Source organism: Mesorhizobium sp. M0633, assembly GCF_040320645.1.
In the GTDB taxonomy this organism is placed as follows: domain Bacteria; phylum Pseudomonadota; class Alphaproteobacteria; order Rhizobiales; family Rhizobiaceae; genus Mesorhizobium.
In genome coordinates, this window is the sequence record NZ_JAMYQC010000038.1 from 23058 (window position 1) to 46834 (window position 23777).

The following is a 23777-nucleotide window of genomic DNA, read 5'->3' on the forward strand; positions in this document are numbered from 1 at the left end:
GGTTACTGCAATTGCTCAGTTTCTCCGCTTATGTATCCTATCTCGCCTCAACGGCTCCAGAAATCAGTCAAAGACATGATGCGGCTATGAACGAACGAATTGACACGGTGACGCTTTGGCGTCCGGTCGGCCCCCGCGAATTGGAGTTGATCCAGAAGGCAGGGATGCGCGCCTTTCCTCCTCGACTTGCCGATCAGCCGATCTTCTATCCGGTCACCAGCGAGGCCTATGCCACCCAGATCGCCCGAGACTGGAATGTGCCCGCGAGCGGATCAGGTTTCGTGACGCGTTTCGAGGTGCGTCGCAGCTTTCTGGACCGTTACAGCGTCCAGCATGCCGGCAGCCGGGCGCATCTGGAATACTGGATCCCGGCCGAAGACCTGTCGGCCTTCAACGATGCAATCGTTGGCGAAATCCAGCTTGTCGCCGAGTTCCGCTAGTCTACCCTTTTTTGCGGGCCGCCGCGGCCTGAGAAAAACGCTCTCGCAACTCCTTGCCCTTGCCGGCTAGAGTCCGCTGGCGGGCGCGGCCGAAGGCCAGCGCATCGTCGGGTACGCTTTCTGTGATGACGCTGCCCGAGGCGATGTAGCCGCCCTTGCCGATCGACACCGGCGCCACCAGCGAGGAGTTCGAGCCTATGAAGGCGCCCTCGCCGATATCGGTGAAGAATTTCGAATAGCCGTCATAATTGCAGGTGATGGTGCCGGCGCCGATATTGGCGCCGGCGCCGATGCGGGCATCGCCGATATAGGTCAGATGGTTGACCTTGGCGCCCTCTTCGACGATCGCCTGCTTGACCTCGCAGAAATTGCCGACCTTGGCCTTGGTTCTCAGATCGGCCCCGGGCCGCAGCCGCGCGAACGGCCCGACATCGCAATTCGACGCGATGGTGGCGCCTTCGATATGGCTGAAGGCATGGATCTTGGCCCCCGTGGCGATTTTCACGCCCGGCCCGAACCAGACATTGGGTTCGACGATCGTATCGGCGCCGATCTCGGTGTCGTGCGAGAAGAACACGGTTTCGGGCGCGATCAGCGTAACGCCAGAAAGCATCGCCTCGCGCCGGCGGCGCTGCTGCCAGATATCTTCCGCCTGGGCAAGCTCGGCACGGTTGTTGATGCCGAGCGCGTTCTCGAAACTGGCTTCGGTGGCTACGACATCAAGTCCCTGCGCAGCGGCGATCTCGACGATGTCGGTGAGATAATACTCGCCCTTGGCGTTCTTGCTGCCGACTTGATCGAGCAGCTTCAGCGCGTGCCTGCCGGCGACCGCCATCAGCCCGCCATTGCAGAAGGTGATTTTCTTCTCCTCGTCCGAGCAGTCCTTCTCCTCGCGGATGGCCACGAGCTTGCCGGCCTTTTCGATAAGCCGGCCGTAGCCCGAAGGATTTTCCGTACGGAAGCCGACCACGACGACGGCCGCACCTTCCGCCAGCTTCAGCCGCGCCGCCGCGAGCGCTTCCGGATCGATCAACGGCGTGTCGCCAAACATCACCAAGATGTCGTCATAACCTTTTGATATTGCTGCGCGTGCGGCAAGCACGGCGTGCGCGGTGCCGAGACGTTTTTCCTGGACGAAAGCCTCGGCCTTCGGCGCAAACTTGAGTGCCGCCTTGCGCATCTCATCGGCGCCATGGCCGATCACCAGCGCCAACTCGCCGCTGCCGGCGGCTTCGGCCGCCTTGACGACATGGGCAACCATCGGCAGGCCGGCGATTGTGTGCAGCACTTTCGGCACTGCACTCTTCATGCGCGTGCCTTCGCCGGCGGCGAGGATGATGGACAGGCAGGTTCTCTGGCTCATGGGATGGCAACCGTTGAAAGGGGTCTGGAATCGAAGCGTTAGTAGCACTGGCGCCATGCTGCACCAATGCGGTTAAATTCCGGTGAGACGGTGGAACCTCCAACCCGCGACACGCTCAAGCCGATCGGCTCACGCGGCTTCCGCCTCGTTGCGTGATGCGAAACTGGAGGCTCGGCCACGGCCGTATTGCCGTGGCGAACAGTTCATGACCCGCTTGAAGGCTGTGCTGAAGGCGCTTTCGGATTCGTAGCCGAGCGAGAGCGCTATGACGGCGACGGGATCGCTGGAATTCGTCAGCCGTTCGCCGGCCAGCAGCATTCGCCAGCGCGTCAAATAGTCCATCGGCGACGCGCCAACCGTCTCCTTGAATCTGAGCGCAAAGGTCGATCGCGACATGCCGGCCCGTTCCGCCAGTTCCTGTAACGTCCAGCCATGCGCCGGATCGTCATGCATGGCGCTGATCGCCGCGCCGATCTGTTTGTCCGCGAGGGCAAAGAGCCAGCCGATGCCACCTTTCAATCCTTCCGAAAGATGCAGCCGCAGCGCCTGAACCAGCATCATGTGGGCGAGGTGCTGGATCATCAGAAAGCCGCCCGGCTGCGGCTCGCGCAGCTCCTGCATCATCCGCTCCACCGACCAGCGCAGCGCCGACTGGTCCGACTCTTTGCGGATATGCACAATGGCTGGCAGCATCCGCAACAGGATGCCGGCATGATTGCCGCCAAGCGCGAAGCGGCTGCTGACCAGAAAGAAATCACCACCGCCATTGTGGGTCACGACACCGCCGGCTCGCGCAGGCGGAAAAATCCTGACGGCTTCAACAGGCGTCAAGCTCATGTCGCTTGCAAGGCGGAAAGGCCGTCCACTCGGCAGCAGGAAGCAGTCTCCCGTCTCAAGGCGCACTGCGTCAGCAACGCCCTCCACAGATAGCCAGCACCGGCCGGAGACCACCGCTCCGGTCTTGATGCTTTGCTGCTGGTCGGGGAACTGGATCGACCATTCACCACCAGCATCGAAACCGGCTGACATATAGTTTCGCGGCTTCAGCAGCGAGAGCACATCTGAAAGGGGATCCACAGGTCATTCCGGACGATTGCGAAGATAATACGGACTTTGCCGCATAGATCGTATTTTCTCAAGCGCCTATCACGACATAACTGAGCCGCGAAAATGGTCGTGGTCAGAAACGAACAAGGAGAAGTCGTGATGCGTGTTTTCGTTACCGGAGCGACCGGATTCGTCGGTTCTGCCGTCGTTCAAGAACTCATCGGCGCCGGCCATCAGGTGCTCGGCCTCGCCCGCTCGGCGGCGTCGGCCAAGTCGCTTGCAGCCACCGGAGCCGAGGTGCATCGAGGTGACCTCGAAGACCTCGAAAGCCTCAGCAGGGGCGCAGCGGCAGCTGATGGCGTGATCCATGCCGGCTTCAACCACGACTTCTCGAAATTCGCGCAAAATTGCGAGATGGACCGGCGCGCCATCGAGGCCTTGGGCGGTGCACTCGAAGGCTCCGAGCGGCCCCTGCTCGTAACCTCCGGAACCGCGCTCCAGGCGCGGGGCCGTATCGCGACCGAGGAAGATGTGCCTGTCCCCTCTTCCGCTTCGTATCCCCGCGCCTCCGAAGCGACAGCCGCCGCGCTGGCGGCACGCGGCGTGCGCGCGTCGGTTGTGCGCCTTCCTCCGGCGGTCCATGGCCAGGGCGACCACGCCTTCGTTCCTATTCTCATCGACCTCGCTCGCAAGAAGGGCGTGTCGGCCTATATCGGCGAAGGGCTCAATCGCTGGCCTGCCGTGCATCGGTTCGATGCCGCTCGCGTTTACCGGCTTGCGCTCGAGCATGGAGCCGATGGCGGGCGATATCACGCGATCGCCGAAGAAGGCGTGCCGTTCAAGGACGTCGCCGGCGTGATCGGCCGGCACCTGAACGTGCCGGTGGTCGCCAAGTCCGCGGAAGAAGCCGCCGATCATTTTGGCTGGTTCGCGATGTTCGCGGCGATGGATGTCCCGACCTCGAGCGAGCGGACTCGCGCGCTGCTGGGGTGGGCGCCGAGCGGACCCGGGCTCATCGCCGATATCGACCAGCCGGGCTATTTCGAAGGTGAATGGACCGCGTAGCTGCGGTGCCTTGCGCCGCAGCTACGGCCTCGCGCTTCGGCCGGGCGGCAAACCTATCCCAATTGCCCCAGCACCGGGAAAGTCTCGAGCAACCAATAGGACACCGCCTGCACGCCGCCGGTCAGGAAAAACACGCCGGCGACCACCAGCAACGCGCCGATGGCCTTTTCGACGCGGCCGAGATGGACGCGGAATTTCCCGAGAAAGCGCATGAAGGCGCCTGAAAACAGCGCCGCAACGAGGAAGGGAATACCGAGGCCGAGCGAATAGGCGGCAAGCAGCAGCGCGCCCTCGCCCACCGTCTCGCGGCCGCCGGCAAGCGTCAGGATCGGCCCCAGCACCGGGCCGATACAGGGCGTCCAGCCAAAGGCGAAGGCCAGGCCCATTACGTAAGCGGCGATCAGGCTGGCCGGCTTGCCTTGTGACTGGAAGCGCGCCTCGCGTGAAAGCAAAGGGATGCGCAGTACGCCGAGGAAATTCAGCCCCATCAGGATGATCAGCACGCCGGCTGCCATCGCCAGCGGCTCCTGCCAAACGCGCAGCAAATGGCCGATCGTCGAGGCACCGGCGCCGAGCGCGACGAAGACAGTCGAGAAGCCGAGCACGAAGGCGATGGAGGAATTGATCAGCGCGCCTCGCGCCCCGGCCTTTGCCGTAATGCCGGCTTCGCCGCGGAAATCGTCGACCGAGACGCCGGCCATATAACATAGGTACGGTGGCACCAGCGGCAGCACGCAAGGCGACAGGAACGAAATCGCTCCCGCCCCGATCGCACTGACATAGCCGACGTCCAATGCCATTTCCGTCTCCCGATGACTGCGCAGCCATATAGCCGCGACAACAGCTGTCCGCCAATCACCATCGCGTGGCCCCATCACATTGGGTAGCAAGCCGACGCCCGCCCGGGAAGAAAGGGCAGCCAGGCAGCGTTGATCAAACGAAGCTGCGTTGTTCCGCGCGCTTTTCGAATGATCCAGGGAGAAGTCCATGAAAACGATCGCAACTGGCATGGCCGCGCTTTTGCTCGGCACTGCCGCATCCTTCGCCGCCGAGGCGTGGAAGGAAGCGGAGGTCGGCAGCACCAAGATCTACACCGACGCCAGCGGCATGACGCTCTACACCTACGACAAGGACGAGGCGGGCAAGTCGAACTGCTACGACAAATGCGCCGCCAATTGGCCGCCGCTGAAGGCTGACGCCAACGCCAAGGCCGAGGGCGAGTGGACGATCGTCGACCGCACCGACGGCACCAGGATGTGGGCCTACGAAGGTAAGCCGCTCTACACGTTCATCAAGGACAAGAAGGCCGGCGACGTGACCGGCGAGGGTGTCGGCGGCGTCTGGCATATCGCCAAGGCCGACTAGGCCTTGAGCTTCTGATCGGCTGTAACAGGCGGTAACACGGCTGGTCGCTGGGAACTCGACCCAACCGCCCCGGCGGCCAGCTTTTCAGCACGGTACTTCCTTGCGACTGTCCGAGCAAAATGCCGGGCTACCGATTGCGCGCTTCACAGCATCTGTTCAAGCAGGGCTGGCGCGTGCTCGATGTTTCTCTTATATCCGCGGGAGAGTTTGTCCCGTTCTCCAGGATCAATTGCCGGGCTTGTCCAGTGATAGGCTGGCCATTTCCCTTATCCAGGATTGCGGAAAATCGCATGGCGCCGTTGGGTTGCGCATTCGGTACAGGGCCGCATTTTGACTGCTTGGCCTTGACCGGATGCAAAAGCGCGGCCATGTGAGCGACACATTGAACGAGATTTCGTCGCGCGCAGCGGAATTCTTCTGCCGCATCACAACTGATATGAGACCGTATGGACGTCGTCGTCGTCGAATCGCCGGCCAAGGCGAAGACAATCAACAAATACCTCGGCAAGAACTACAAGGTTCTGGCCTCGTTCGGCCATGTCCGCGATCTGCCGGCCAAGGATGGCTCGGTGCGTCCGGATGAGGACTTTGCCATGTCCTGGGCCGTCGACACCGCGTCTGGAAAGCGTCTCGCCGATATTGCCAAGGCGGTCAAGGACGCCGACGGGCTGATCCTCGCCACCGATCCGGACCGCGAGGGCGAAGCGATCTCCTGGCATGTCCTGGAAGTGCTGAAGCAAAAGCGCGCGTTGAAGGACAAGCCGGTCAGCCGCGTCGTCTTCAACGCCATCACCAAGGCGTCCGTGCTGGAGGCGATGGCCAATCCGCGCCAGATCGACGCGCCGCTGGTCGATGCCTATCTCGCCCGCCGCGCGCTCGACTATCTGGTCGGCTTCACGCTGTCGCCCGTGCTGTGGCGCAAGCTGCCCGGCGCCCGCTCCGCCGGCCGCGTCCAGTCGGTGGCGCTGCGTCTGGTCTGCGACCGCGAATCCGAGATCGAGCGCTTCATCCGCGAGGAATACTGGCAGGTCGCCGCCATTCTCGGTACGCCGCGCAAGGAAAATTTCGAGGCGCGGCTGACCGCCTTCGAGCGCAAGAAGCTGCAAAAGCTCGACATTTCCAACAAGGGGCAGGCCGACGACATCAAAGCGATGCTCGAAGGCGCCAGCTTCAAGGCGGCGTCTGTCGAAGCGAAGCCGACCAAGCGCAATCCCGGGCCGCCCTTCACCACCTCAACGCTGCAGCAGGCAGCCTCATCGGGTCTCGGCTTTTCGGCCAACCGCACCATGCAGGTGGCGCAGCGGCTCTATGAGGGCATGGAGATCGGCGGTGAGACCACCGGCCTGATCACCTATATGCGGACCGATGGCGTGCAGATGGCACCGGAGGCGATCTCTGCCGCACGCGATGCGATTGCCAAGGAATTCGGCCCTAAATACCTGCCTGAAAAGCCGCGCTACTATTCCGCCAAGGCCAAGAATGCCCAGGAGGCGCACGAAGCGATCCGTCCGACCGATTTCATGCGCACGCCGGCTTCCGTCAAGCAGTATCTCGACGCCGACCAGGCGCGGCTTTACGAGATGATCTGGAAACGCGCCATCGCCAGCCAGATGCAGCCGGCCGAGATAGAGCGCACCACGGTCGAGATAGAGGCAGTCAACGGCCCGCGCACCGCCGAGCTTCGCGCTGTAGGCTCGGTTGTTCGCTTCGACGGCTTCCTTGCCGCTTACATCGAGCAGAAGGAAGAAGATTCGGAAGACGAGGAAAGCCGCCGCCTGCCCGAGATCCGTGCCGGCGAGCAGCTCACACGCGAGGCGATCAACGCCACCCAGCACACCACCGAGCCGCCGCCGCGTTATTCGGAAGCTTCGCTGATCAAGAAGCTGGAAGAGTTGGGCATCGGCCGGCCGTCGACTTATACGGCGATCCTGAAGACGCTCGAGGATCGTGACTATGTCACCATCGACAAGCGCAAGCTGGTGCCGCAGGCAAAGGGCCGGCTATTGTCGGCCTTCCTCGAAAGCTTCTTCGAGCGTTATGTCGAGTACGACTTCACCGCTTCGCTGGAGGAAAAGCTCGACGAGATTTCCGACGGCAAGCTCGCATGGAAGGACGTGCTGCGCGATTTCTGGAAGGATTTTTCCGGCGCCGTCGCCGACATCAAGGAGTTGCGCGTCACCGACGTCCTCGATGCGTTGAACGAGGAACTGGCGCCGCTGGTCTTTCCCGCGCGGGAAGACGGTTCGAACCCGCGCATCTGTCCGAAATGCGGCACCGGCAACCTGTCGCTGAAGCTCGGCAAGTTCGGCGCCTTCGTTGGCTGTTCGAACTATCCCGAATGCTCCTTCACCCGCCAGCTCGGCGACGCCGCCAATCCCAATGGCGAGAACGGCGGTGGCGAAGACGGCACCAAAGTGCTCGGCAAGGACCCCTATACCGCCGAGGAGATCACGCTGCGCAATGGCCGGTTCGGCCCCTATATCCAGCGCGGCGACGGCAAGGATGCCAAGCGCTCCAGCCTGCCCAAGGGCTGGACTGTCGATTCGATCGATCACGAAAAAGCACTCGCCCTTTTGTCGCTGCCGCGCGATGTCGGCAAGCATCCGGAATCCGGCAAGATGATTTCGGCCGGGCTGGGGCGCTACGGGCCGTTCGTGCTGCATGACGGCACCTACGCCAATCTCGACAGCATCGAGGACGTGTTCTCGATCGGCCTCAATCGCGCCGTCTCCGTGATCGCCGAGAAGCAATTGAAGGGCAAAGGCGGCCGCAATGGCGGCACAGCCGCTGCGCTCAAGGAACTTGGCGAGCATCCTGCCGGCGGCGGCAAGATCGTCGTGCGCGACGGCAAATACGGGCCTTATGTGAATTTCGGCAAGGTCAATGCGACGCTGCCGAAGGGCAAGGATCCGCAATCGGTGACGATCGAGGATGCGGTGGCGCTCATTGCGGAAAAGGAAGCCAAGGGCGGCAATGGCCCCAGGAAGCCCTTCCGCAAAGCGGCCGCGCCTGCGAAGAAATCGGCTGCGGCCAAAAAACCGGCGGCCAGGAAAAAGGGATAGGACGGGTTGGCGCGCAAAGTCTCCGGAAGAAGCCACGGCGATCTGCGCACCGCCGATACCCGTGCCAAGGTCAGGGACAATTACCGGCCTTCACGCGACGAGATACTGCGTTACATCGCCGAAAATCCGGACCGCGCCGGAAAACGCGACATCGCCAAGGCGTTTGCGCTGCGCGGCGAAGACCGCATCTGGCTGAAGGACGTCTTGCGCGACCTGCAGGATGAAGGCCTGCTGACCAAGGAGCGCAAGCGGCTTGCCCGTGTCGGCGCCCTGCCCCACGTCGCGGTGCTCGACATCTTCGGCCGTGACGCCGACGGTGTGCTGCTGGCGCACCCGACCGAAGCGATCGGCAATGGCGAACCTCCGGTCATAGCGATCCGCGTGTCGCGCGGCGGCAATGGGCCGACGCCTGGCATCGGCGACCGCGTGCTGGCCAAGACCTTTCCGACCGACGATCCGGCAGGCCCGGCCTATACCGGCCGGGTGATGAAGATATTCGAGAAGCGCACCGATGCGGTTCTCGGCGTTTTCCGTGTGCTGAAGGACGGCACGTTCCGCATCGAGCCGGTGGAAAGGCGCCAGCCGGAGCTGGTCGTCGACAAGGAATTCCAGAACGGCGCCAAGAACGGCGACCTGGTCGAAGTCGAGCCGGCGCGGGCCTCGCGCTACGGGCTGCCGCGAGCCAAGGTTCTGGCGGTGTTGGGGTCGCTGACCAGCGAAAAGGCGGTCTCGATGATCGCCATCCATGCACACGACATTCCACATATTTTTCCCACCGACGTCATCGCCGAGGCGGAGGCGGTCAAGGCGGCGACGCTTGCCGGACGCGAGGATTGGCGCGAGCTGCCGCTGCTCACCATCGATCCGGCCGACGCCAAGGATCATGACGACGCGGTGTTCGCCATGCCCGACACCGACGAGAAGAACGCCGGCGGCGTGGTTGTCACCGTCGCCATTGCCGATGTCGCTGCATACGTGCGCTATGCCACGGCGCTCGATCGCGAAGCGCTGAAGCGCGGCAATTCGGTCTATTTTCCCGACCGCGTCGTACCGATGCTGCCGGAGCGCATCTCGAACGACCTCTGTTCACTGCGCGAGGGCCAGGATCGTCCGGCGATAGCGGTGCGTATGACTTTCTCGGCCGATGGCCACAAACTCAGACACTCCTTCCATCGCGTCATGATGAAGTCGGCGGCGAAACTCGCCTATCAGCAGGCGCAAGCGGCGATCGACGGCGCACCGGACGACACGACCGGCCCGATCCTCGATACGGTGCTGAAGCCGCTATGGGACGCCTACACGATCCTGAAGCGCGGCCGCGACACGCGCCAGCCGCTTGAGCTCGATCTGCCCGAGCGCAAGATCCTGCTCAAGCAGGACGGCACCGTCGACAAGGTCGTCGTGCCGGAGCGGCTCGACGCGCACAAGCTGATCGAAGAGTTCATGATCCAGGCCAATGTCGCCGCCGCCGAGACACTCGAGGCGAAGCGCCAGGCGCTGGTCTACCGCATCCACGATGCGCCCTCGCTCGCCAAGCAGGAATCGTTGCGTGAATTCCTGCAGACGCTCGGCCTGTCGCTGGCGCGCGGCGCGCAAATGCGGCCGAACCAGTTCAACGGCATCCTCGCTCGCGTGCGCGGCGCCGACAATGAGGGGCTCGTCAACGAAGTGGTGCTGCGCTCGCAGAGCCAGGCCGAATATTCGCCCGCCAATATCGGCCATTTCGGCCTCAACCTGAAGCGCTACGCGCATTTCACCTCGCCGATCCGCAGATATGCCGATCTGATCGTGCATCGCGGGCTGATTGCCGCACTCGGCCTTGGTCCGGGGGGCCTGACGCAGGACGAGGCGGAGCGGCTGGAAGAGGTCTCGGCGCTGATTTCGGCGACCGAGCGGCGCGCGATGGCCGCCGAGCGCGACACGGTCGACCGGCTGATCGCTGCCTATCTCGCCGAGCGCATCGACGACCGTTTCGACGCCCGCATCTCGGGCGTCACCAAATCGGGCCTGTTTGTCCAATTGCCGCAGTATGGCGCGGATGGCTTCATTCCGGTTTCAACCCTGGGCGGCGACTACTATATATACGACGAAACTGCTCGATCGCTTTTCGGAGAACGCACCGGCAAGGGCTATCAGCTTGCTGATCGCGTCGAGGTTCGCCTGATCGAGGTGGCGCCGATGGCCGGCGCGATGCGTTTCGAGATGCTGACCGAGCCAAAGCCGCTGCCCGGCTCCAAACGGTCGTTCCACAAGGCCAAAGGCCGCGCCCGGGCGTCGCAATCGCGTCCAGGCTCGCGCGGCAGGAGACGGTAATGCCAACAGAACTGCAGGTGGAAGAACGGATTTTCGGCGGCGAACATCACTCGGGCCGGACCGCCCGGCCGCTATGGACGGCAATGAAGCGCGGCATGCTCGGCCGCCGCCCGCATTGCGGCGAGGGCAAGCTGTTTCGCGCCTTCGTCAAAACCGTCGACAAATGCGATCATTGCGGCGAGGAACTTCACCACCATCGCGCCGACGACCTGCCGGCCTATCTTGTGGTGGTCATTGTCGGCCACATCGTGCTCGGCGCCTTCATGGGTGTCGAGGCAACCTCGACGCTGTCGACCTGGCAGCACATCGCCATCTGGGTGCCATTGACCATCATTCTCGCCGTCGTCCTGCTGCAGCCGGTCAAGGGCGCTGTCATCGGCCTGCAATGGGCGTTTTATATGCACGGCTTTGGCGGTGAAGAAGATCTGATCGAGTCGCATCCCGAGGCTTGAAACCGAGGCTGGCGCAATCGGCATGGCTGGACGCCACTTTCGCATCGGAGAAGATTCCGCTAGGTCGAGCGCATGGACGTTATGACCAAGGCGGAAGTCGACAAGGTTGAGCGGAACGCGCTCGAGGCCAAGCCTATACGCCCGCGCGACGCCGCGACGCTGATCCTGCTCGATCGCAAAGGCGACGAATTCCTGGTGCTGATGGGCCGGCGCCACGCCCGTCATGCCTTCATGCCGGGAAAATTCGTGTTTCCTGGCGGCCGCACAGATCCGGCCGACAGCCGCATCCCGATAGCCACCGCACTTCATCCCGAGGAAGAAGCGAGATTGACCGCTGGCATCGGTCGCACCAGCCCGGCTCGCGCCCGCGCCATTGCCTTGTCGGCAATCCGCGAAACCTATGAGGAGGCCGGCCTGCTGATCGGTCAAAAAGGCGTGTTCGCAACCGCCAGGCGCGACTGGCAGGGCTTTGTCGAACACGGCGTCATCCCATCACTGCAAGCGCTGCGCTTCGTCGCACGCGCCATCACCCCGCCCAACCGGGTGCGCCGCTTCGATACGCGCTTTCTCGCCGCATGGCGCGACGATGTCGCCGTGCAACTGCCGGATGGCGGTCCGACCGACGAGTTGGAAGACGTCGTTTGGCTGCCGCTGGCCAAGGCCCGGCAAGTCGATATTCCAGACATCACGCGCACGGTCCTGGAGGAGCTGGAAACCCGGCTCGTCCGGGATCCGCTGCTGAGCCCCGGCGGTCCCGTGCCGTTCTACCGGCTTGTCCGCAATCGCTTCGTCCGCGAAATTCTCTAGAGCAGCCAGGCATTCCATGACAGTCGATATCCAGCCGCAGGGCAAGGAACGCGTACACTGGCTGCCGATGGTCGCGGCGATCTCGTCGATCAGCGTCGTCGGCATTGCCATCGGCCTTGGCATGCCGCTGCTCAGCGTGATCCTGGAAACGCGTGGCCATTCCGCGTCGATGATCGGTCTCAACACCGCGGTCGCCGGCCTCGCCTCTATCGCCGGCGCGCCGCTCGCCACCCCGCTCGCCATGCGGTTCGGGGTCGCCTGGACGATGCTTGCCATGATCGCCGCCGGGGCGCTGGCATTTGTCGGTTTCCATTTCGCGCCAGCTTTCTGGATGTGGTTTCCGCTGCGCGTGCTGCTGCATATCGCGCTGACGGTGCTGTTCATCCTGTCGGAATTCTGGATCAGCACCTCGGCGCCGCCACACCGGCGCGGACTGGTCCTCGGCATCTATGCCACCGTGCTGTCTCTCGGCTTTGCCGCCGGGCCTTGGCTGTTCGCCCATCTCGGCAGCAGTGGCTTCCTGCCCTTCGGCGTTACCATCGCCTTGGTTACGCTCGCTGCCATACCGGTCCTGGCGGCACGCAACGAGAGCCCGACGATCGTCTCGGACGGCGAAACCAGCAATTTCCTGCGTTACATCTGGCTGGTGCCGACGGCAACCGCCGCCGTGCTGGTGTTCGGCGCGGTCGAGACCGGCGGCTTTGCACTGTTCCCGGTCTACGGTAGCCGCATCGGCTACTCAGAGGCGGACGCCGCCCTTTTGCTCACCATGATCGGGCTTGGCAATGTGCTGTTGCAGATCCCGATCGGCATGATCAGCGACCGCGTCAGCGACCGCCGCTATCTGCTGATGGCCTGTGCCACTGTCGGGCTTGCCGGCACGGTCTTCATGCCGTTCTTCGCGCATAACTGGCATTTGATGGCAGCGCTTCTGTTCATCTGGGGCGGTGTGGTCGCCGCTATGTATACAATCGGTCTTGCTCACCTCGGCTCCCAGCTTTCCGGCCACGAACTGGCCTCCGCCAACGCCGCCTTCGTTCTCTGCTACGGCGTCGGCATGGTGCTTGGCCCGCAGGCAATCGGCATCGGCATGGACGCTTTCGGGCCGTCGGGCTTCGGTTGGGCGCTCGGCCTGTTCTTCGCCTGCTATATCGTGCTGGTCGGCACCAGGCTGCTCCGCAAAATCCTCTGAGTCGGCCCAGCTGCCGACATCGCTCCCACTGCTGACCAACTCCTGACACAACCATGTCAGGAGGGCTCGAGTATATGCTCCCCCAAAATGCATAGCAGGGAGACCTCGGATGATCGATAGTGGCTTTGAAACGAAATCGCTGCGGATGGAATTGCTGCTGCTGGTGACCTTTCAGGCACCGGCAGCCGATGTCGACCGCATCATGGAGGCGGTGGTCGCGATCGTACCGCTCGGAATGGGCAAATATGACAGCAATGCTTTCCAGTCGGCGGACGGCATCGAACGCTACCGGCCGCTTGAAGGTGCCGCCGCCGGCGCCGAGACGGAATTGCGCAGGCGGCCAGGGACTGTCGAGGTGTCGTTCGAACTGCCTGACGACCAGAAGCTCGCCGCTCGCGTCGTCGAAGCGATTTACCAGGTTCATAGCTATCAGGAGCCGGTGATCCGCATTCAGCCACTGCTTGCCAGCCGCTCCAAGGGTCTCGACGACCGCGCCAACCCGAACCGCTGGTGGAACACGACGGGAGACTGGAAGAAGGCGTTGCAACCGGAAACCGTCGCGGCGGAGTGACCGGAACCTGGTCGTATCTCGGTTTGAATTTGGCTGTCAGGAAGCCTGCCGATGAATGATGAAGCAAACCGCAAACCGGCAAGCGATCCCCAGGACCTGGCGCGGCTATTGGTTTCTCGCGAGCAAGCGGGAGACGCGGAAGGAATGGCTGCTCTTTACGAACCCGGTGCCATCCTCGCTACCGGCAACGGACAGTTGGCCTGCGGCAGAGATGCCATCCGCCGATTTTACGCCAAGTTGGTGGCAGCGGGACGAAAGTTTGATCTCGGAGATCAGCGTCCGGCTATCATCAACAGGGATTTGGCGCTCACTTCCACGCGCCTTGCCGATGGCACCGTTACTGCGGAAATCGCTCGCCGGCAAGGTGACGGGAACTGGCTTTGGGTGATCGATCAGCCGTCCATCGCTCGATACTCATAGCTAGCATTCAAACTGAGACGCCACCCGGAGGACGGCCGGAGGCACACAGGAGCCTCCCGCGGCTGTCGGCACCCAATCAAATTGTCGGGTTTTGGTAGCACATCAATGTCCGCTTCGTCCCCAGCCTCCATCGGCTGGCAATAAACCCGGACAACTCATGTGCTACCTAATCCGGACAACTCATCTGCTTACGACACAGAACCTGGACAAGGGTTGACTTTCCGGGCGCGTTCTTTATGTGTCGCGGCAAGTTTCCCGCGTCCGGGTGTTTCCCGTGCTCCAGCGGCCAAAACTCCACGAACATTAACGGACGAACATCATGGCCAAAGCCGCAAACATCAAGATCAAGCTTCTGTCGACCGCCGACACCGGTTTCTTCTACGTGACCAGCAAGAACAGCCGCACCAAGACGGACAAGCTGTCGTTCCGCAAATACGACCCGGTCGCCAAGAAGCACGTCGAATTCAAGGAAACCAAGATCAAGTAATCGGGTTTTCTCTCGCAGTACCGAAACGCCGCCTTCCGGGCGGCGTTTTTCATTTCGGGATGCAGGATTAGCCGATGCGATCGCCGCTTGCCGGATCGAACAGATGGAGCGATGCCGGATCAGCCGATAGGCGCACGGCCTCACCCGGCTTCACGCTGGCCCGGCCCATGGCAAACACGCAGACCTGCTGGCCGGCAAGCCCGGCATAGAACTGGGTGGACAGGCCGAGCGGCTCCACGACACCCACCTCGCCCTTCAGCGCGCCATTGTCGGCGAGCCGGATATGCTCGGGCCGCAAGCCGACGGTGATCGCATCGCCATCCCTGAGCGGCAGGCCGTCCGGCAGCCTCAGCTTCTGGCCGTCGGCCAGGATGGCATCCGGCTTGGCGCCCTTTTCAACTACGGCAGGCAGAAAATTCATGCCGGGCGAGCCGATGAACCCGGCGACGAACATGTTGACCGGCCGGTCGTACAGATCGAGCGGCACACCGACCTGCTGGACGAGGCCGTCATGCATGACGACGATGCGGTCGGCCATTGTCATCGCTTCGGTCTGGTCGTGGGTGACATAGACCGAAGTGGTCTTCAATTGCTGGTGCAGCGCCTTGATCTCGGCACGCATGTGGACGCGCAGCTTGGCGTCGAGGTTCGAAAGCGGCTCGTCGAAGAGAAAGACCTTCGGGTCGCGCACGATGGCCCGTCCCATGGCGACGCGCTGGCGCTGGCCGCCGGACAATTGCCGCGGCAGGCGTTGCAGAAGCGCATCGAGCCCGAGCCGCTTGGCGGCACTGTCCACCCTTGCATCGATTGCCGGCTTGCCGGCCTTTCTCAGCATCAGGCTGAAGCCCATGTTCTTCGACACGTCCATGTGCGGATAGAGCGCGTAGGACTGGAATACCATGGCAATGTCGCGGTCCTTTGGCGCGATGTCGTTGACCAGGCGCTCGCCAATATGGATCTGCCCGTCGGAGACCTCCTCCAGCCCGGCGATCATGCGCAGCAGGGTCGATTTCCCGCAGCCGGACGGGCCGACCAGAACGACGAACTCGCCGTCGGCGATTTCGAGATCGACCGCGTGCAGAACGCGCACGGCTCCATAGTCTTTGCGGACTTTGTCGAGTGTAACGGAGGCCATCGATCTATCCCTTGACGGCGCCGGCGGTAAGGCCGGTGACGAGGTAGCGTTGCAGGAAGGCAAAGAAGACGCAGACCGGGATCAGCGCCAGGATGGAAGCAGCCATCATCTGTCCCCAGTCGACCGCGAATTTGCCGATATAGGTGAGCAGGCCAACCGCGAAGGTCTTCTGGTCGTCGCTGGAAATCAGCATCAGCGCAAACAGCAACTCGCTCCAGGCGGCGGTAAAGACGAAGCCGAGCGTCGCGCCCATGCCGGGTAGCGTCAGCGGCACGATCACCTTGCGCATCGCCTGCAGGCGCGTGCAGCCGTCGATCATGGCTGCCTCTTCCAGGTCTCTCGGGATGCCGTCGAAGAAAGATTGCATCAGGAAGGTCGCAAAGGCCGTATTGAACGCGGTGTAGATGATGACGAGGCCGGTCAGGCTGTTGATGAGGCCGATCTGTCCCATGATGCGGTAGATCGGCGGAATGACCATCACCAGCGGAAAAGTCTGGGTGAGCAAAAGCAGGATGGCCAGGGTCGCCTTGCCGCGGAAGGAAAATCGCGACATGGCGTAGCCGGCCAGCGTGGCAATGACCGTTACGAAGGCTGCCGTCGACACCGAAACGATAACGCTGTTCAGGAAATAGCGCGGAAAATCGGTGGCTTCGAGCACGGTGACGAAGTTCTGCAGCGTCGCTTGCGACGGCCAGAAAGTGATGCCTTCGGAATAGAGCAGCCGCTCCGGCGTAACCGAGATCTTCAACGTCCAGAAGATCGGGAACAGCGCGAAGGCCATATAGGCGGCGATGGCGCCGTAAAGGCCGATGCCGCCGAGAATGCGCGAGGAGACGGAGCGTCCGGCAATCATCAGACGTGCCTCACCAGCGAGCGGCGGATGCCTATCAGCGCAATCGCATAGACGATGAGCAGCACAAGCAGCAGCACCGCCACCGCCGAGGCATAGCCCTTATCCAGTGACTTGAACGCGCTGACATAGATATAGACCGGCACCGTGGCGGTCGAACCGGCAGGCCCGCCTTCGGTCATGACGAAGATCAGGTCGGCGAATGTGGCGATCCATATCGTGCGCAGCATGACGGTAATGACGATGGTCGGCGCCAGGAACGGCAGCGTCACCTTGGTGAAGCGCTGCCACGGCGAGGCGCCGTCGATCGCCGCCGCCTCATGCAGTTCTGACGGGATCGACTTCAACGCCGCCAAAAGCGTGATGGCAAAAAAGGGAATGCCGAACCAGACATTGGCGACGATCGGCCCCCACATGGCTGTCGAGGGATCGGAGAGCACGTTGGTTGGCTCGGCTTTCAGCCCCAAGGCGTAGAGCCAATGCGGCAGCGGCCCGATGATCGGGTTGAACAGCCAGGCCCAGGTCAGGCCCGAGAGGAAGGACGGTACCGCCCAAGGCAGGAACACCACGGCCTGCACGATCTTTCTGCCCCGGAACGGCGTATCGAGCAGCAGCGCCAGGCCAAGTCCAAGGAAAAATTGGAAGAACAGGCTGGCTGCCGTCCACCATAGGGTGTTGACGAGCGCCTGCCCGAGCACAGGATCCGACAGCATCGCCTGATACTGCCCAAGCCCGACATATTCGGATTTGAAAGCGGAGAATTTGCGGAACGAGTAGCCGACACCGATAACCAGCGGCACCAGGAGCACGACGACCAGCAGCGCGATCGCCGGGCTGAGATAGAGCCAAGGCTCGATCGCGGCATGCGATAGCCGCTTCTTTCGCGGCCTGCCGGCGGATCGGATTTCGGACACGGCATAGGTCATTGGTACTGGATCGTCTCCTGAGTAAGCACGGGCTGGCGACAGCGCCTTCCCCGTTTACGGGGAGATGCCGGTCCACCCTCCGCAGCTGCAGCGCAGCTGCTGTGGAGGACGGGCAGGCAGATGAGAAGCAGCGCGAGCCAAGTCGAGTTGGCGCCGCCGCTCATCCGTCACGTCGTGACACCTTCTCCCCGTGAACGGGAGAAGGAAGAAAAGCTATTTCTTGTTCTTGGCCAGCCAGTCCTGCTGTTCCTTGGTCAGGAACTTGGCCCATTCGTCAGCCACGTCCTTGGCCGCTTTCTGGCCAAGCAGCACTTCCTGAAAATTCTTGATCGCCACCTGGTCTACGAAATTGCCAAGGTTTTCCAGATGCGTCGGAGGCGTCACCATCTCGTATTTGTCGCCGTTGTTCAGTTCCTCGAACCAGCCTTTGAACTGCTCGGTCCTGAAGTGGGCGTCCTGGTCGGCGCCGTTGTGGATTGGAATGACGCCGACTTCCTTTGCCCATTCCAGATTGTCCTTGGGCGACAACAGCGTCGCCATCAGCTTCCAGGCATCGTCCTTGTGCTGGGAATTGGCGAACATCGCCCAGCCGGCATAACCGAGCGTCGGATAGGATTTGCCGCTCGGCCCGACCGGCATCGGCGCCACGGCGAAATCGTCGGCGCTCATCTTGTCGGCGATGCCGAGCAGCGCGTCGGGATCCTGGTTCAGCATGGCGCAGGTGCCGCTGTAGAAGCCGGTGACGGTCTCGTTAAAACCCCAGCTCACCGCATCCTTCGGCGCCAGGCCGTTCTTGTACATGTCGGCGAGCATCTGCAGGCCCTTGACCGAGCCTTCCTCGTTGATGGTCGAGGTGCCGTCCTCGTTGAAATAGCCGCCCTTGCCGGCGGCGATGTTCATGAACATATGCATGCCGTTGAAGGCGCCCGGGCCGCCGCGCAGGCAGTAGCCGTATTTGCCCGGTATCGCCGAGATTTTTTTGGAGTCCTCGACGAATTCATCGAGCGTCGCCGGCGGACCGTCCAGACCGGCCTCCTTGAACAGCTTCTTGTTCCAGAACAGCGCGTTCAGGTAATAGCCGTAAGGGATCATGTACTGCTTGTTATCGACCGTCGAGCCGAACTGCTTGGCACGCTCGCCCAGCGTTTTGGCATCGTCCCATTTGGCCATGTATGGCCCGAGATCCTCGAGCTGGCCGTTGGTCGCATAAAGACCCATCCAGCGTTCCGGCATCTCGACGATGTCGGGCGTGTCGCCGGCCTGCACCATGGTGAGGAACTTCTCGAACGCCTGGCCCCAGGGCAGCGATACCAGCTCGACCTTGACACCCGGATTGGCCGCCTCGAATTCGGCGATCTGCTTCTTGAGGAATTCGGTACGCGGCGGGCTGGTGATGACCTCGACCATCTTGACCGTGGAATCGGCCAGCACGCTGCCGGCGGAAATCGCCAGACCCGCGACGGCACCAAGAAGGATGCTCAGTTTTTTCATGTTCAGCACTCCCATTTTGAACGGCTCCTTTATCTTTTTGCTCTGTCGAAGGCCTGGGCAACATCCGCCCACAGGTCTTCGACACTTTCCAATCCGACACTGAAGCGGATGGTTCGTGGGCTGACGCCGAAGCGCGCCATCGAATTCAGGCCCGGCGTCTGCTCGAGCGAGGCCTTTGCCGGAACGACCAGGCTTTCATGGCCGCCCCAGCTGACGCCGATGCGAAAGAGTTTCAGCGCATCGACGAAAGCCGGGATGTCGACGTCTTCCGTCACTTCGAACGAGAACAGCCCGGCATAGCCGGCAAGCGTCGCCTTGCCTGGATGGTTGGAATAGGCCGGGTGGTTGACCCGCTCGACATGGTCATGCGCTTTCAGCCGTTCGGCGATGGTCAGCCCGCTCTTCATGTGATGCGGCAACCGCAGCGGCAATGTGCGCAGGCCACGCAGCAACAGCCAGGCCTCGAAAGGCGAAAGTTTGCCGCCGAGATAGGAATAGGTCTGCTCGTTGATATGTCGGATATGGGCGGCCGAACCGGCCACCACACCGGCGACGGTGTCGCTGTGGCCGCCGAGATATTTCGAGGCCGAATGCAGCACCAGGTCGACACCGTGCGAAATCGGCTTCTGGAACACCGGCGTCGCCCAGGAATTGTCGATCGAGGTGATGATGCCCTGCTCTTTGGCCAGCCGCGCCAGGTGGGTTATGTCCTGGAGCTCGAACATCATCGACGTCGGGCTTTCCAGGTAGAGCAGCTTGGCGCCGGGAAGTGCTGCCGCGACCGCGTCCGGATCGGAACCGTCGACATAGTCGACCTTGATGTTGAGCCGTGGCAAAAGCCGTTCGAACAGCCGGTAGGCATCGCCGTAGCAATTGCGCACGACAACCATGCGCTCACCGGCACCGACGAAAGCAAGCACCGTGGCGCTGATCGCCGCCATGCCGCTGGAAAAGCCGCGCGCGGCCTCCGCGCCTTCGAGAGCGGCGACACGCGCCTCGAACTCCATGACCGTCGGGTTGTCGCCGCGCGAATAGATCGGCTGACGTCGCCTGCCGGCGAATGTGTCGGCCATCTCGGAATAGTTGGCGAAGGTGAAGAGCGAAGTCTGGTAGATCGGCGGGACCACCGCGCCGCCGGGGAAAGGCTCGTCATGGGCGAGAAGCGTCGCTGCCTCGGCGAGATAGTCGTTTTCGAAACCGGCGGGATGATCGCTCATGTCTGGCCTGAAAGTTCGAGTTTGGCCGCGCCGCGCTTCAGATCGTCCTCGACGGTGGCGATCAGCTTGAGCGCCTCGGCCCGGGCCCCCTCCGGATCGTGCGCGGCGATGCGTTCGTAGATGGTGCGGTGGTAAGGAAAGCTGGCGTGGCCGAAATCACGCACGCCGAGCGGATGCTCCCAGAAACGATAGAACAGTTCGTGCATGGCGGCGATGATCTGCTCGAACAGCGGATTGCCGGAACTGCGGTAGATCGACTGGTGGAATTCCCAGTCCTCCTCCGCCGACATCCCGGCGCGGGTGTGGAAGGCCTGCTCCATAATGTCGAGCTTGCGCCCGATCTCGACGAGATCTGCCTGGCCCGCGCGGACGGCGCACAGGGCGGCGGCTTCCGCTTCCAGTGCCCGGCGGATTTCCAGCGTCTGCATCAGGCTGGTGAAATCATTGCCGCCGGCCAGCGTCAGCGGCATGTGCAGCATGTCCAGCGAGACCACTCCCTTGAGATAGGTGCCGCTGCCTTGCCGCCGTTCGACCAGGCCGAGCCCTTCCCAGCGCGTCAGCGCCTCGCGCACGGTGTTGCGGCTCACCTTGAGGCGCTCGGCAAGGATGCGTTCGGTCGGCAGTCTCTGGCCGGGCCCGAGAGCTTCCCGCATCACAAAGCCGGCCAGCGCCTTGAGTACCGCGTCGTCGCGAGCAGTTGCCTGTATGGGGGAAAGGCCGAATTCGGTCATGCCAACGGGTCACCAAATGGCTCAATGGTCCAACCAATTTCTGCATAGAAGACAGGCCCTGTCAACCGACTGCGGGCGCATACGCTCTGCCCAGCCGGCTATTTCAAAGGGCGCTGTCGCTGCCGCTACAAAAACCAAGCGTTTTCCAGGTCTTGGCGTAGAATCCTGATGTGTTTTGAAAATTGGGGGCCGGCCGGCGTTTGGCAGCGGTACGAGGAGGCCACTATGTGCCAGCGCCGGCCGGCCGACCCCACGGACCCAGGAGATGCGGCGGACCTGAGCATCATGGGGTATTCTTCGGGTCGAACCGGCGATCTAGCCTCGTGCCGGTTACGTCTAAGGGCTGCACATTTGCGCAACAACTTATGGAAATCAACCGTTTCTTAACCAAGCCTCGCAAATCGCTTGGATTAAGGTAAATTCGTAACCTTGTCGCGTTGACCGGGCAATTGGTGTTCGGTGCTAAGCCGCCTTGGCGACGACGCGATTGCGGCCGCCGCTCTTGGCTTCGTAGAGCGCGAGGTCGGCGCGTTTCATCAGCGCCGAGACCGTGTCTACCCCCTTCAGCACCGACGACACGCCGACGCTGACGGTGACTTCGACGGCCTTGCCTTCGGTGCCGATGGCAAACGGCAGCTGGGCGATTTCGGCGCGAATGCGCTCGGCGACCTTTTCGGCTACCGCGCCGTCGGTGTCCGGCATCACCACGACGAACTCCTCACCGCCGAAGCGGCAGGCTAGATCGATGCCGCGCACATTCTTGCGCAGCCGCCGCGCGAATTCGCGCAGCACGTCGTCGCCGCCGTCATGGCCATGCGCGTCGTTGATGCTCTTGAAGCGGTCCAGATCGGTGATCATCACCGACAGCGGCCGGCGCCGTGCTACGGCGCGGTCGAACAGCGTCTGCAAATGGCTGTCGAGATAGCGGCGGTTGTGCAGGCCGGTCAGGGCATCGGTCACCGCCATCTCGATGGTCTGGGTGACGCTGGCGCGAAGCTGGTCGTTGTAGCGCTTGCGGCGCACCTGCGTACGCAGCCGCGCGGTCAGCTCCTGCTGGTCGATCGGCCGCATCAGATAATCGTTGATGCCGAGTTCGAGGCCGCGGATGATACGCCCCTCCTCGCCCTCGTCCGCCAGAAGGATGATCGGCAGGAAACGGGTGCGATCGAGCGAGCGCAATTGCGAGCAGAGCCTCAGCGGGTCGAAATCGGCGAAGGCCGTCGAGATCATCACGCATTCATACGGCTGCTCGGCGGCCTGGAAGAAGCCGGCATGCGGATCGTTGGCGACGTCGAGATCGGCACTGCCGCGCAGCATCTTCTGGATGCGCTCGAACGAGGATTTGCGCTCGTCGACCAGCAGCACCTTCGGCACCGCATCGTCGGTAGCGAAGTTGCGGCTCAAAAGCTCCTCGATGCCGATATTGCGTGTCGTCGAGGCGCGCAGCCGCAGCTCGTCGGTCAGCGATTTCAGCCTGACCAGGCTCTTGACGCGCGTCATCAACTGCAGATCGTTAACCGGCTTGGTCAAAAAATCGTCGGCGCCGGCCTCGAGGCCGCGCACCCGGTCCGAAACCTGGTCGAGCGCGGTGATCATCACGACAGGGATGTGCGATGTCGCCGGGTCGCCCTTCAGCCGCCGGCAGACCTCGAACCCGTCCATGTCGGGCATCATCACGTCGAGCAGCACGACGTCGACCTTGCCGTTCTCGCAGATCTCGATCGCGTCCGGCCCGTTGGTGGCGGTCAGGACCTCGAAATATTCGGCGAGCAGCCGAACCTCCAGCAGCCTGACATTGGCTGGGATGTCGTCGACGACGAGGATCCGCGCGGTCATTTCACAAAGCTCCGGCTCGGCTGGAAAGATACATCAGGCATCGCCCAGGTAGGATTTGATGGTTTCGATGAAACGCGGCACCGAGATCGGCTTGGAGATATATGCCTCGCAGCCGCCCTGGCGAATGCGCTCCTCGTCCCCCTTCATCGCGAAGGCGGTGACGGCGATGACCGGGATGACGTGGAGATCATCGTCCTCCTTCAGCCATTTGGTGACCTCGAGGCCCGACACTTCCGGCAGCTGGATGTCCATCAGGATGAGGTCCGGCCTGTGCTGCCGCGCCAGATCCAGCGCTTCCAGGCCGTTGCGTGTGCGCACCGTCTCGTAGCCGCTCGCTTCGATGAGGTCGCGAAAGAGCTTCATGTTGAGCTCGTTGTCTTCGACGATCATAACCTTCTTTGGCATCGATTTCCCGTCCCGGCTGGCCTTCCACTCGAAGGGTGCCGTCATGCGCCCCTTGTCGGGACGCACCAAACCTGTTCCCACTATACGGCAATATGATTGACGAAACGGAAACCGGTCGCCCTAAAAGCGTTCGGATTCCAGGTCGGCGAGCTTGCTGCCGGCGACACTTGCCACTACTGCGAAAACAGAACGATTCCGCCCATGAAGGAAGGTAGCGATGGCAAACGCAGCGTCAATGCGCGAGGAAGCGGAAACGGTTGCCGTAAAGGCGTTGGGCTTCGTCGCCGCCGATTCGGAACTTCTGCCCCGCTTCCTGGCGATCACCGGCATCGAAGCCCATTCCATCCGCCGGGCGGCGGGCGAGCCGGGATTCCTGGCCGGCGTGCTGCAGTTCATCCTTGCCCACGAGCCGACGTTGATGCGTTTTTCCGAGGAGACCGGAACGCCGCCCGCCGCAGTCGGCAAGGCATTGCGGGCGCTGCCGCTCGGCGACGACAATCATGAGCATTCGATATAAGCGGCGATCCCGAGACTGCGGGCAGATCGCGGCGGCGAAAATCGTGAGCGCACTCGGGCGTTAACGCCAGCCGCTTCTAGAGCAA

The 23777-nt window shown here is 62.6% G+C and carries 23 protein-coding genes; 12 read left to right on the top strand and 11 right to left on the bottom strand.

The annotated features are described in order from the left end of the window. The first annotated feature begins 86 nt into the window (after positions 1–86). Positions 87–440 (top strand): ADP-ribosylation/crystallin J1, encoded by a 354-nt coding sequence (locus NKI47_RS29260; protein ID WP_352594486.1) that lies wholly within the window; start codon positions 87–89, stop codon positions 438–440. Between the two features lies 1 nt (position 441). Here NKI47_RS29260 and glmU read toward each other — a convergent pair whose 3' ends face one another. Then, a complete protein-coding gene (gene glmU / locus NKI47_RS29265; protein WP_352594487.1) occupies positions 442–1803 on the bottom strand; it encodes a bifunctional UDP-N-acetylglucosamine diphosphorylase/glucosamine-1-phosphate N-acetyltransferase GlmU in 1362 nt (453 codons plus the stop codon). A gap of 129 nt (positions 1804–1932) precedes the next feature. After that, the gene (locus NKI47_RS29270) at positions 1933–2880 is read right to left on the bottom strand and encodes an AraC family transcriptional regulator (RefSeq protein ID WP_352594488.1); all 948 of its coding nucleotides are present in this window, start codon (positions 2878–2880) and stop codon (positions 1933–1935) included. Positions 2881–3009: 129 nt separating this feature from the next. Here NKI47_RS29270 and NKI47_RS29275 point away from each other — a divergent pair, with 129 nt between their 5' ends. Then, positions 3010–3915, top strand: coding sequence for an SDR family oxidoreductase (locus tag NKI47_RS29275; protein WP_352594489.1), 906 nt, complete (start codon positions 3010–3012; stop codon positions 3913–3915). A gap of 53 nt (positions 3916–3968) precedes the next feature. Here the strand turns inward: NKI47_RS29275 and NKI47_RS29280 are convergent, their stop codons facing one another. Beyond that, positions 3969–4715, bottom strand: a complete 747-nt coding sequence (locus tag NKI47_RS29280) for a cytochrome c biogenesis CcdA family protein (protein WP_352594490.1) — start codon at positions 4713–4715, stop codon at positions 3969–3971. A gap of 187 nt (positions 4716–4902) precedes the next feature. On the opposite strand from NKI47_RS29280, the gene NKI47_RS29285 reads away from it, so the two are divergent. The 9 genes from NKI47_RS29285 (at position 4903) to rpmG (ending at position 14584) form a co-directional block, all read left to right on the top strand. Beyond that, positions 4903–5280 carry a COG4315 family predicted lipoprotein gene (locus NKI47_RS29285; RefSeq protein WP_352594491.1) on the top strand — a complete coding sequence of 126 codons (378 nt, stop codon included), beginning with the start codon at positions 4903–4905 and terminating at the stop codon, positions 5278–5280. Between the two features lie 446 nt (positions 5281–5726). Further along, entirely contained in the window at positions 5727–8342 is a 2616-nt protein-coding gene (gene topA, locus NKI47_RS29290; RefSeq protein WP_023679974.1) for a type I DNA topoisomerase, read from the top strand. A gap of 6 nt (positions 8343–8348) precedes the next feature. After that, positions 8349–10655, top strand: a complete 2307-nt coding sequence (gene rnr, locus NKI47_RS29295; RefSeq protein WP_023679975.1) for a ribonuclease R — start codon at positions 8349–8351, stop codon at positions 10653–10655. Beyond that, positions 10655–11107 (top strand): DUF983 domain-containing protein, encoded by a 453-nt coding sequence (locus NKI47_RS29300; RefSeq protein WP_352594492.1) that lies wholly within the window; start codon positions 10655–10657, stop codon positions 11105–11107. The genes rnr and NKI47_RS29300 overlap by 1 nt, the downstream gene beginning before the upstream one ends. Before the next feature lie 72 nt (positions 11108–11179). Further along, positions 11180–11914, top strand: coding sequence for an NUDIX hydrolase (locus NKI47_RS29305; RefSeq protein ID WP_352594493.1), 735 nt, complete (start codon positions 11180–11182; stop codon positions 11912–11914). Between the two features lie 16 nt (positions 11915–11930). Then, on the top strand, positions 11931–13106 hold the full coding sequence (locus tag NKI47_RS29310) for an MFS transporter (RefSeq protein WP_023679978.1): 1176 nt from the start codon (positions 11931–11933) through the stop codon (positions 13104–13106). Between the two features lie 109 nt (positions 13107–13215). Continuing rightward, positions 13216–13677 carry a YqfO family protein gene (locus tag NKI47_RS29315; RefSeq protein ID WP_352568798.1) on the top strand — a complete coding sequence of 154 codons (462 nt, stop codon included), beginning with the start codon at positions 13216–13218 and terminating at the stop codon, positions 13675–13677. A 51-nt stretch (positions 13678–13728) separates the two neighbouring features. Next, complete coding sequence (locus tag NKI47_RS29320; RefSeq protein ID WP_352455648.1) at positions 13729–14097, top strand: YybH family protein; 369 nt, start codon at positions 13729–13731, stop codon at positions 14095–14097. A 319-nt stretch (positions 14098–14416) separates the two neighbouring features. After that, the gene (gene rpmG, locus NKI47_RS29325) at positions 14417–14584 is read left to right on the top strand and encodes a 50S ribosomal protein L33 (protein ID WP_006201775.1); all 168 of its coding nucleotides are present in this window, start codon (positions 14417–14419) and stop codon (positions 14582–14584) included. A gap of 67 nt (positions 14585–14651) precedes the next feature. Here rpmG and NKI47_RS29330 read toward each other — a convergent pair whose 3' ends face one another. From NKI47_RS29330 to NKI47_RS29365, 8 genes are all read right to left on the bottom strand, one after another. Continuing rightward, complete coding sequence (locus NKI47_RS29330) at positions 14652–15719, bottom strand: ABC transporter ATP-binding protein (protein ID WP_352594494.1); 1068 nt, start codon at positions 15717–15719, stop codon at positions 14652–14654. Positions 15720–15723: 4 nt separating this feature from the next. Then, entirely contained in the window at positions 15724–16572 is an 849-nt protein-coding gene (locus NKI47_RS29335) for a carbohydrate ABC transporter permease (RefSeq protein ID WP_352594495.1), read from the bottom strand. Continuing rightward, a complete protein-coding gene (locus NKI47_RS29340; RefSeq protein WP_023679983.1) occupies positions 16572–17495 on the bottom strand; it encodes a carbohydrate ABC transporter permease in 924 nt (307 codons plus the stop codon). The genes NKI47_RS29335 and NKI47_RS29340 overlap by 1 nt, the downstream gene beginning before the upstream one ends. A gap of 213 nt (positions 17496–17708) precedes the next feature. Beyond that, positions 17709–18986, bottom strand: coding sequence for an ABC transporter substrate-binding protein (locus NKI47_RS29345; protein ID WP_031212851.1), 1278 nt, complete (start codon positions 18984–18986; stop codon positions 17709–17711). A gap of 29 nt (positions 18987–19015) precedes the next feature. Continuing rightward, a complete protein-coding gene (locus tag NKI47_RS29350; RefSeq protein ID WP_352594496.1) occupies positions 19016–20203 on the bottom strand; it encodes a PLP-dependent transferase in 1188 nt (395 codons plus the stop codon). Continuing rightward, positions 20200–20934, bottom strand: a complete 735-nt coding sequence (locus NKI47_RS29355) for a FadR/GntR family transcriptional regulator (protein ID WP_352594497.1) — start codon at positions 20932–20934, stop codon at positions 20200–20202. The genes NKI47_RS29350 and NKI47_RS29355 overlap by 4 nt, the downstream gene beginning before the upstream one ends. A gap of 462 nt (positions 20935–21396) precedes the next feature. Then, the gene (locus NKI47_RS29360; RefSeq protein WP_352594498.1) at positions 21397–22770 is read right to left on the bottom strand and encodes a PleD family two-component system response regulator; all 1374 of its coding nucleotides are present in this window, start codon (positions 22768–22770) and stop codon (positions 21397–21399) included. A 33-nt stretch (positions 22771–22803) separates the two neighbouring features. After that, entirely contained in the window at positions 22804–23220 is a 417-nt protein-coding gene (locus NKI47_RS29365; RefSeq protein WP_348625950.1) for a response regulator, read from the bottom strand. A 172-nt stretch (positions 23221–23392) separates the two neighbouring features. Between NKI47_RS29365 and NKI47_RS29370 the strand changes: the two genes are divergently transcribed. Continuing rightward, a complete protein-coding gene (locus NKI47_RS29370; RefSeq protein ID WP_352568802.1) occupies positions 23393–23692 on the top strand; it encodes a DUF3572 domain-containing protein in 300 nt (99 codons plus the stop codon). Positions 23693–23777 lie beyond the last annotated feature (85 nt).

What these genes read in the sequence shown, in the direction of transcription:
- NKI47_RS29260 (WP_352594486.1), top strand. Translation starts at nt 87, where the DNA reads ATGAACGAACGAATTGACACGGTGACGCTTTGGCGTCCGGTCGGCCCC.
- glmU (WP_352594487.1), bottom strand. Translation starts at nt 1,803, where the DNA reads ATGAGCCAGAGAACCTGCCTGTCCATCATCCTCGCCGCCGGCGAAGGC.
- NKI47_RS29275 (WP_352594489.1), top strand. Translation starts at nt 3,010, where the DNA reads ATGCGTGTTTTCGTTACCGGAGCGACCGGATTCGTCGGTTCTGCCGTC.
- NKI47_RS29280 (WP_352594490.1), bottom strand. Translation starts at nt 4,715, where the DNA reads ATGGCATTGGACGTCGGCTATGTCAGTGCGATCGGGGCGGGAGCGATT.
- NKI47_RS29285 (WP_352594491.1), top strand. Translation starts at nt 4,903, where the DNA reads ATGAAAACGATCGCAACTGGCATGGCCGCGCTTTTGCTCGGCACTGCC.
- topA (WP_023679974.1), top strand. Translation starts at nt 5,727, where the DNA reads ATGGACGTCGTCGTCGTCGAATCGCCGGCCAAGGCGAAGACAATCAAC.
- NKI47_RS29300 (WP_352594492.1), top strand. Translation starts at nt 10,655, where the DNA reads ATGCCAACAGAACTGCAGGTGGAAGAACGGATTTTCGGCGGCGAACAT.
- NKI47_RS29305 (WP_352594493.1), top strand. Translation starts at nt 11,180, where the DNA reads ATGGACGTTATGACCAAGGCGGAAGTCGACAAGGTTGAGCGGAACGCG.
- NKI47_RS29310 (WP_023679978.1), top strand. Translation starts at nt 11,931, where the DNA reads ATGACAGTCGATATCCAGCCGCAGGGCAAGGAACGCGTACACTGGCTG.
- NKI47_RS29315 (WP_352568798.1), top strand. Translation starts at nt 13,216, where the DNA reads ATGATCGATAGTGGCTTTGAAACGAAATCGCTGCGGATGGAATTGCTG.
- NKI47_RS29320 (WP_352455648.1), top strand. Translation starts at nt 13,729, where the DNA reads ATGAATGATGAAGCAAACCGCAAACCGGCAAGCGATCCCCAGGACCTG.
- rpmG (WP_006201775.1), top strand. Translation starts at nt 14,417, where the DNA reads ATGGCCAAAGCCGCAAACATCAAGATCAAGCTTCTGTCGACCGCCGAC.
- NKI47_RS29330 (WP_352594494.1), bottom strand. Translation starts at nt 15,719, where the DNA reads ATGGCCTCCGTTACACTCGACAAAGTCCGCAAAGACTATGGAGCCGTG.
- NKI47_RS29335 (WP_352594495.1), bottom strand. Translation starts at nt 16,572, where the DNA reads ATGATTGCCGGACGCTCCGTCTCCTCGCGCATTCTCGGCGGCATCGGC.
- NKI47_RS29340 (WP_023679983.1), bottom strand. Translation starts at nt 17,495, where the DNA reads ATGACCTATGCCGTGTCCGAAATCCGATCCGCCGGCAGGCCGCGAAAG.
- NKI47_RS29345 (WP_031212851.1), bottom strand. Translation starts at nt 18,986, where the DNA reads ATGAAAAAACTGAGCATCCTTCTTGGTGCCGTCGCGGGTCTGGCGATT.
- NKI47_RS29350 (WP_352594496.1), bottom strand. Translation starts at nt 20,203, where the DNA reads ATGAGCGATCATCCCGCCGGTTTCGAAAACGACTATCTCGCCGAGGCA.
- NKI47_RS29355 (WP_352594497.1), bottom strand. Translation starts at nt 20,934, where the DNA reads ATGACCGAATTCGGCCTTTCCCCCATACAGGCAACTGCTCGCGACGAC.
- NKI47_RS29360 (WP_352594498.1), bottom strand. Translation starts at nt 22,770, where the DNA reads ATGACCGCGCGGATCCTCGTCGTCGACGACATCCCAGCCAATGTCAGG.
- NKI47_RS29365 (WP_348625950.1), bottom strand. Translation starts at nt 23,220, where the DNA reads ATGACGGCACCCTTCGAGTGGAAGGCCAGCCGGGACGGGAAATCGATG.
- NKI47_RS29370 (WP_352568802.1), top strand. Translation starts at nt 23,393, where the DNA reads ATGGCAAACGCAGCGTCAATGCGCGAGGAAGCGGAAACGGTTGCCGTA.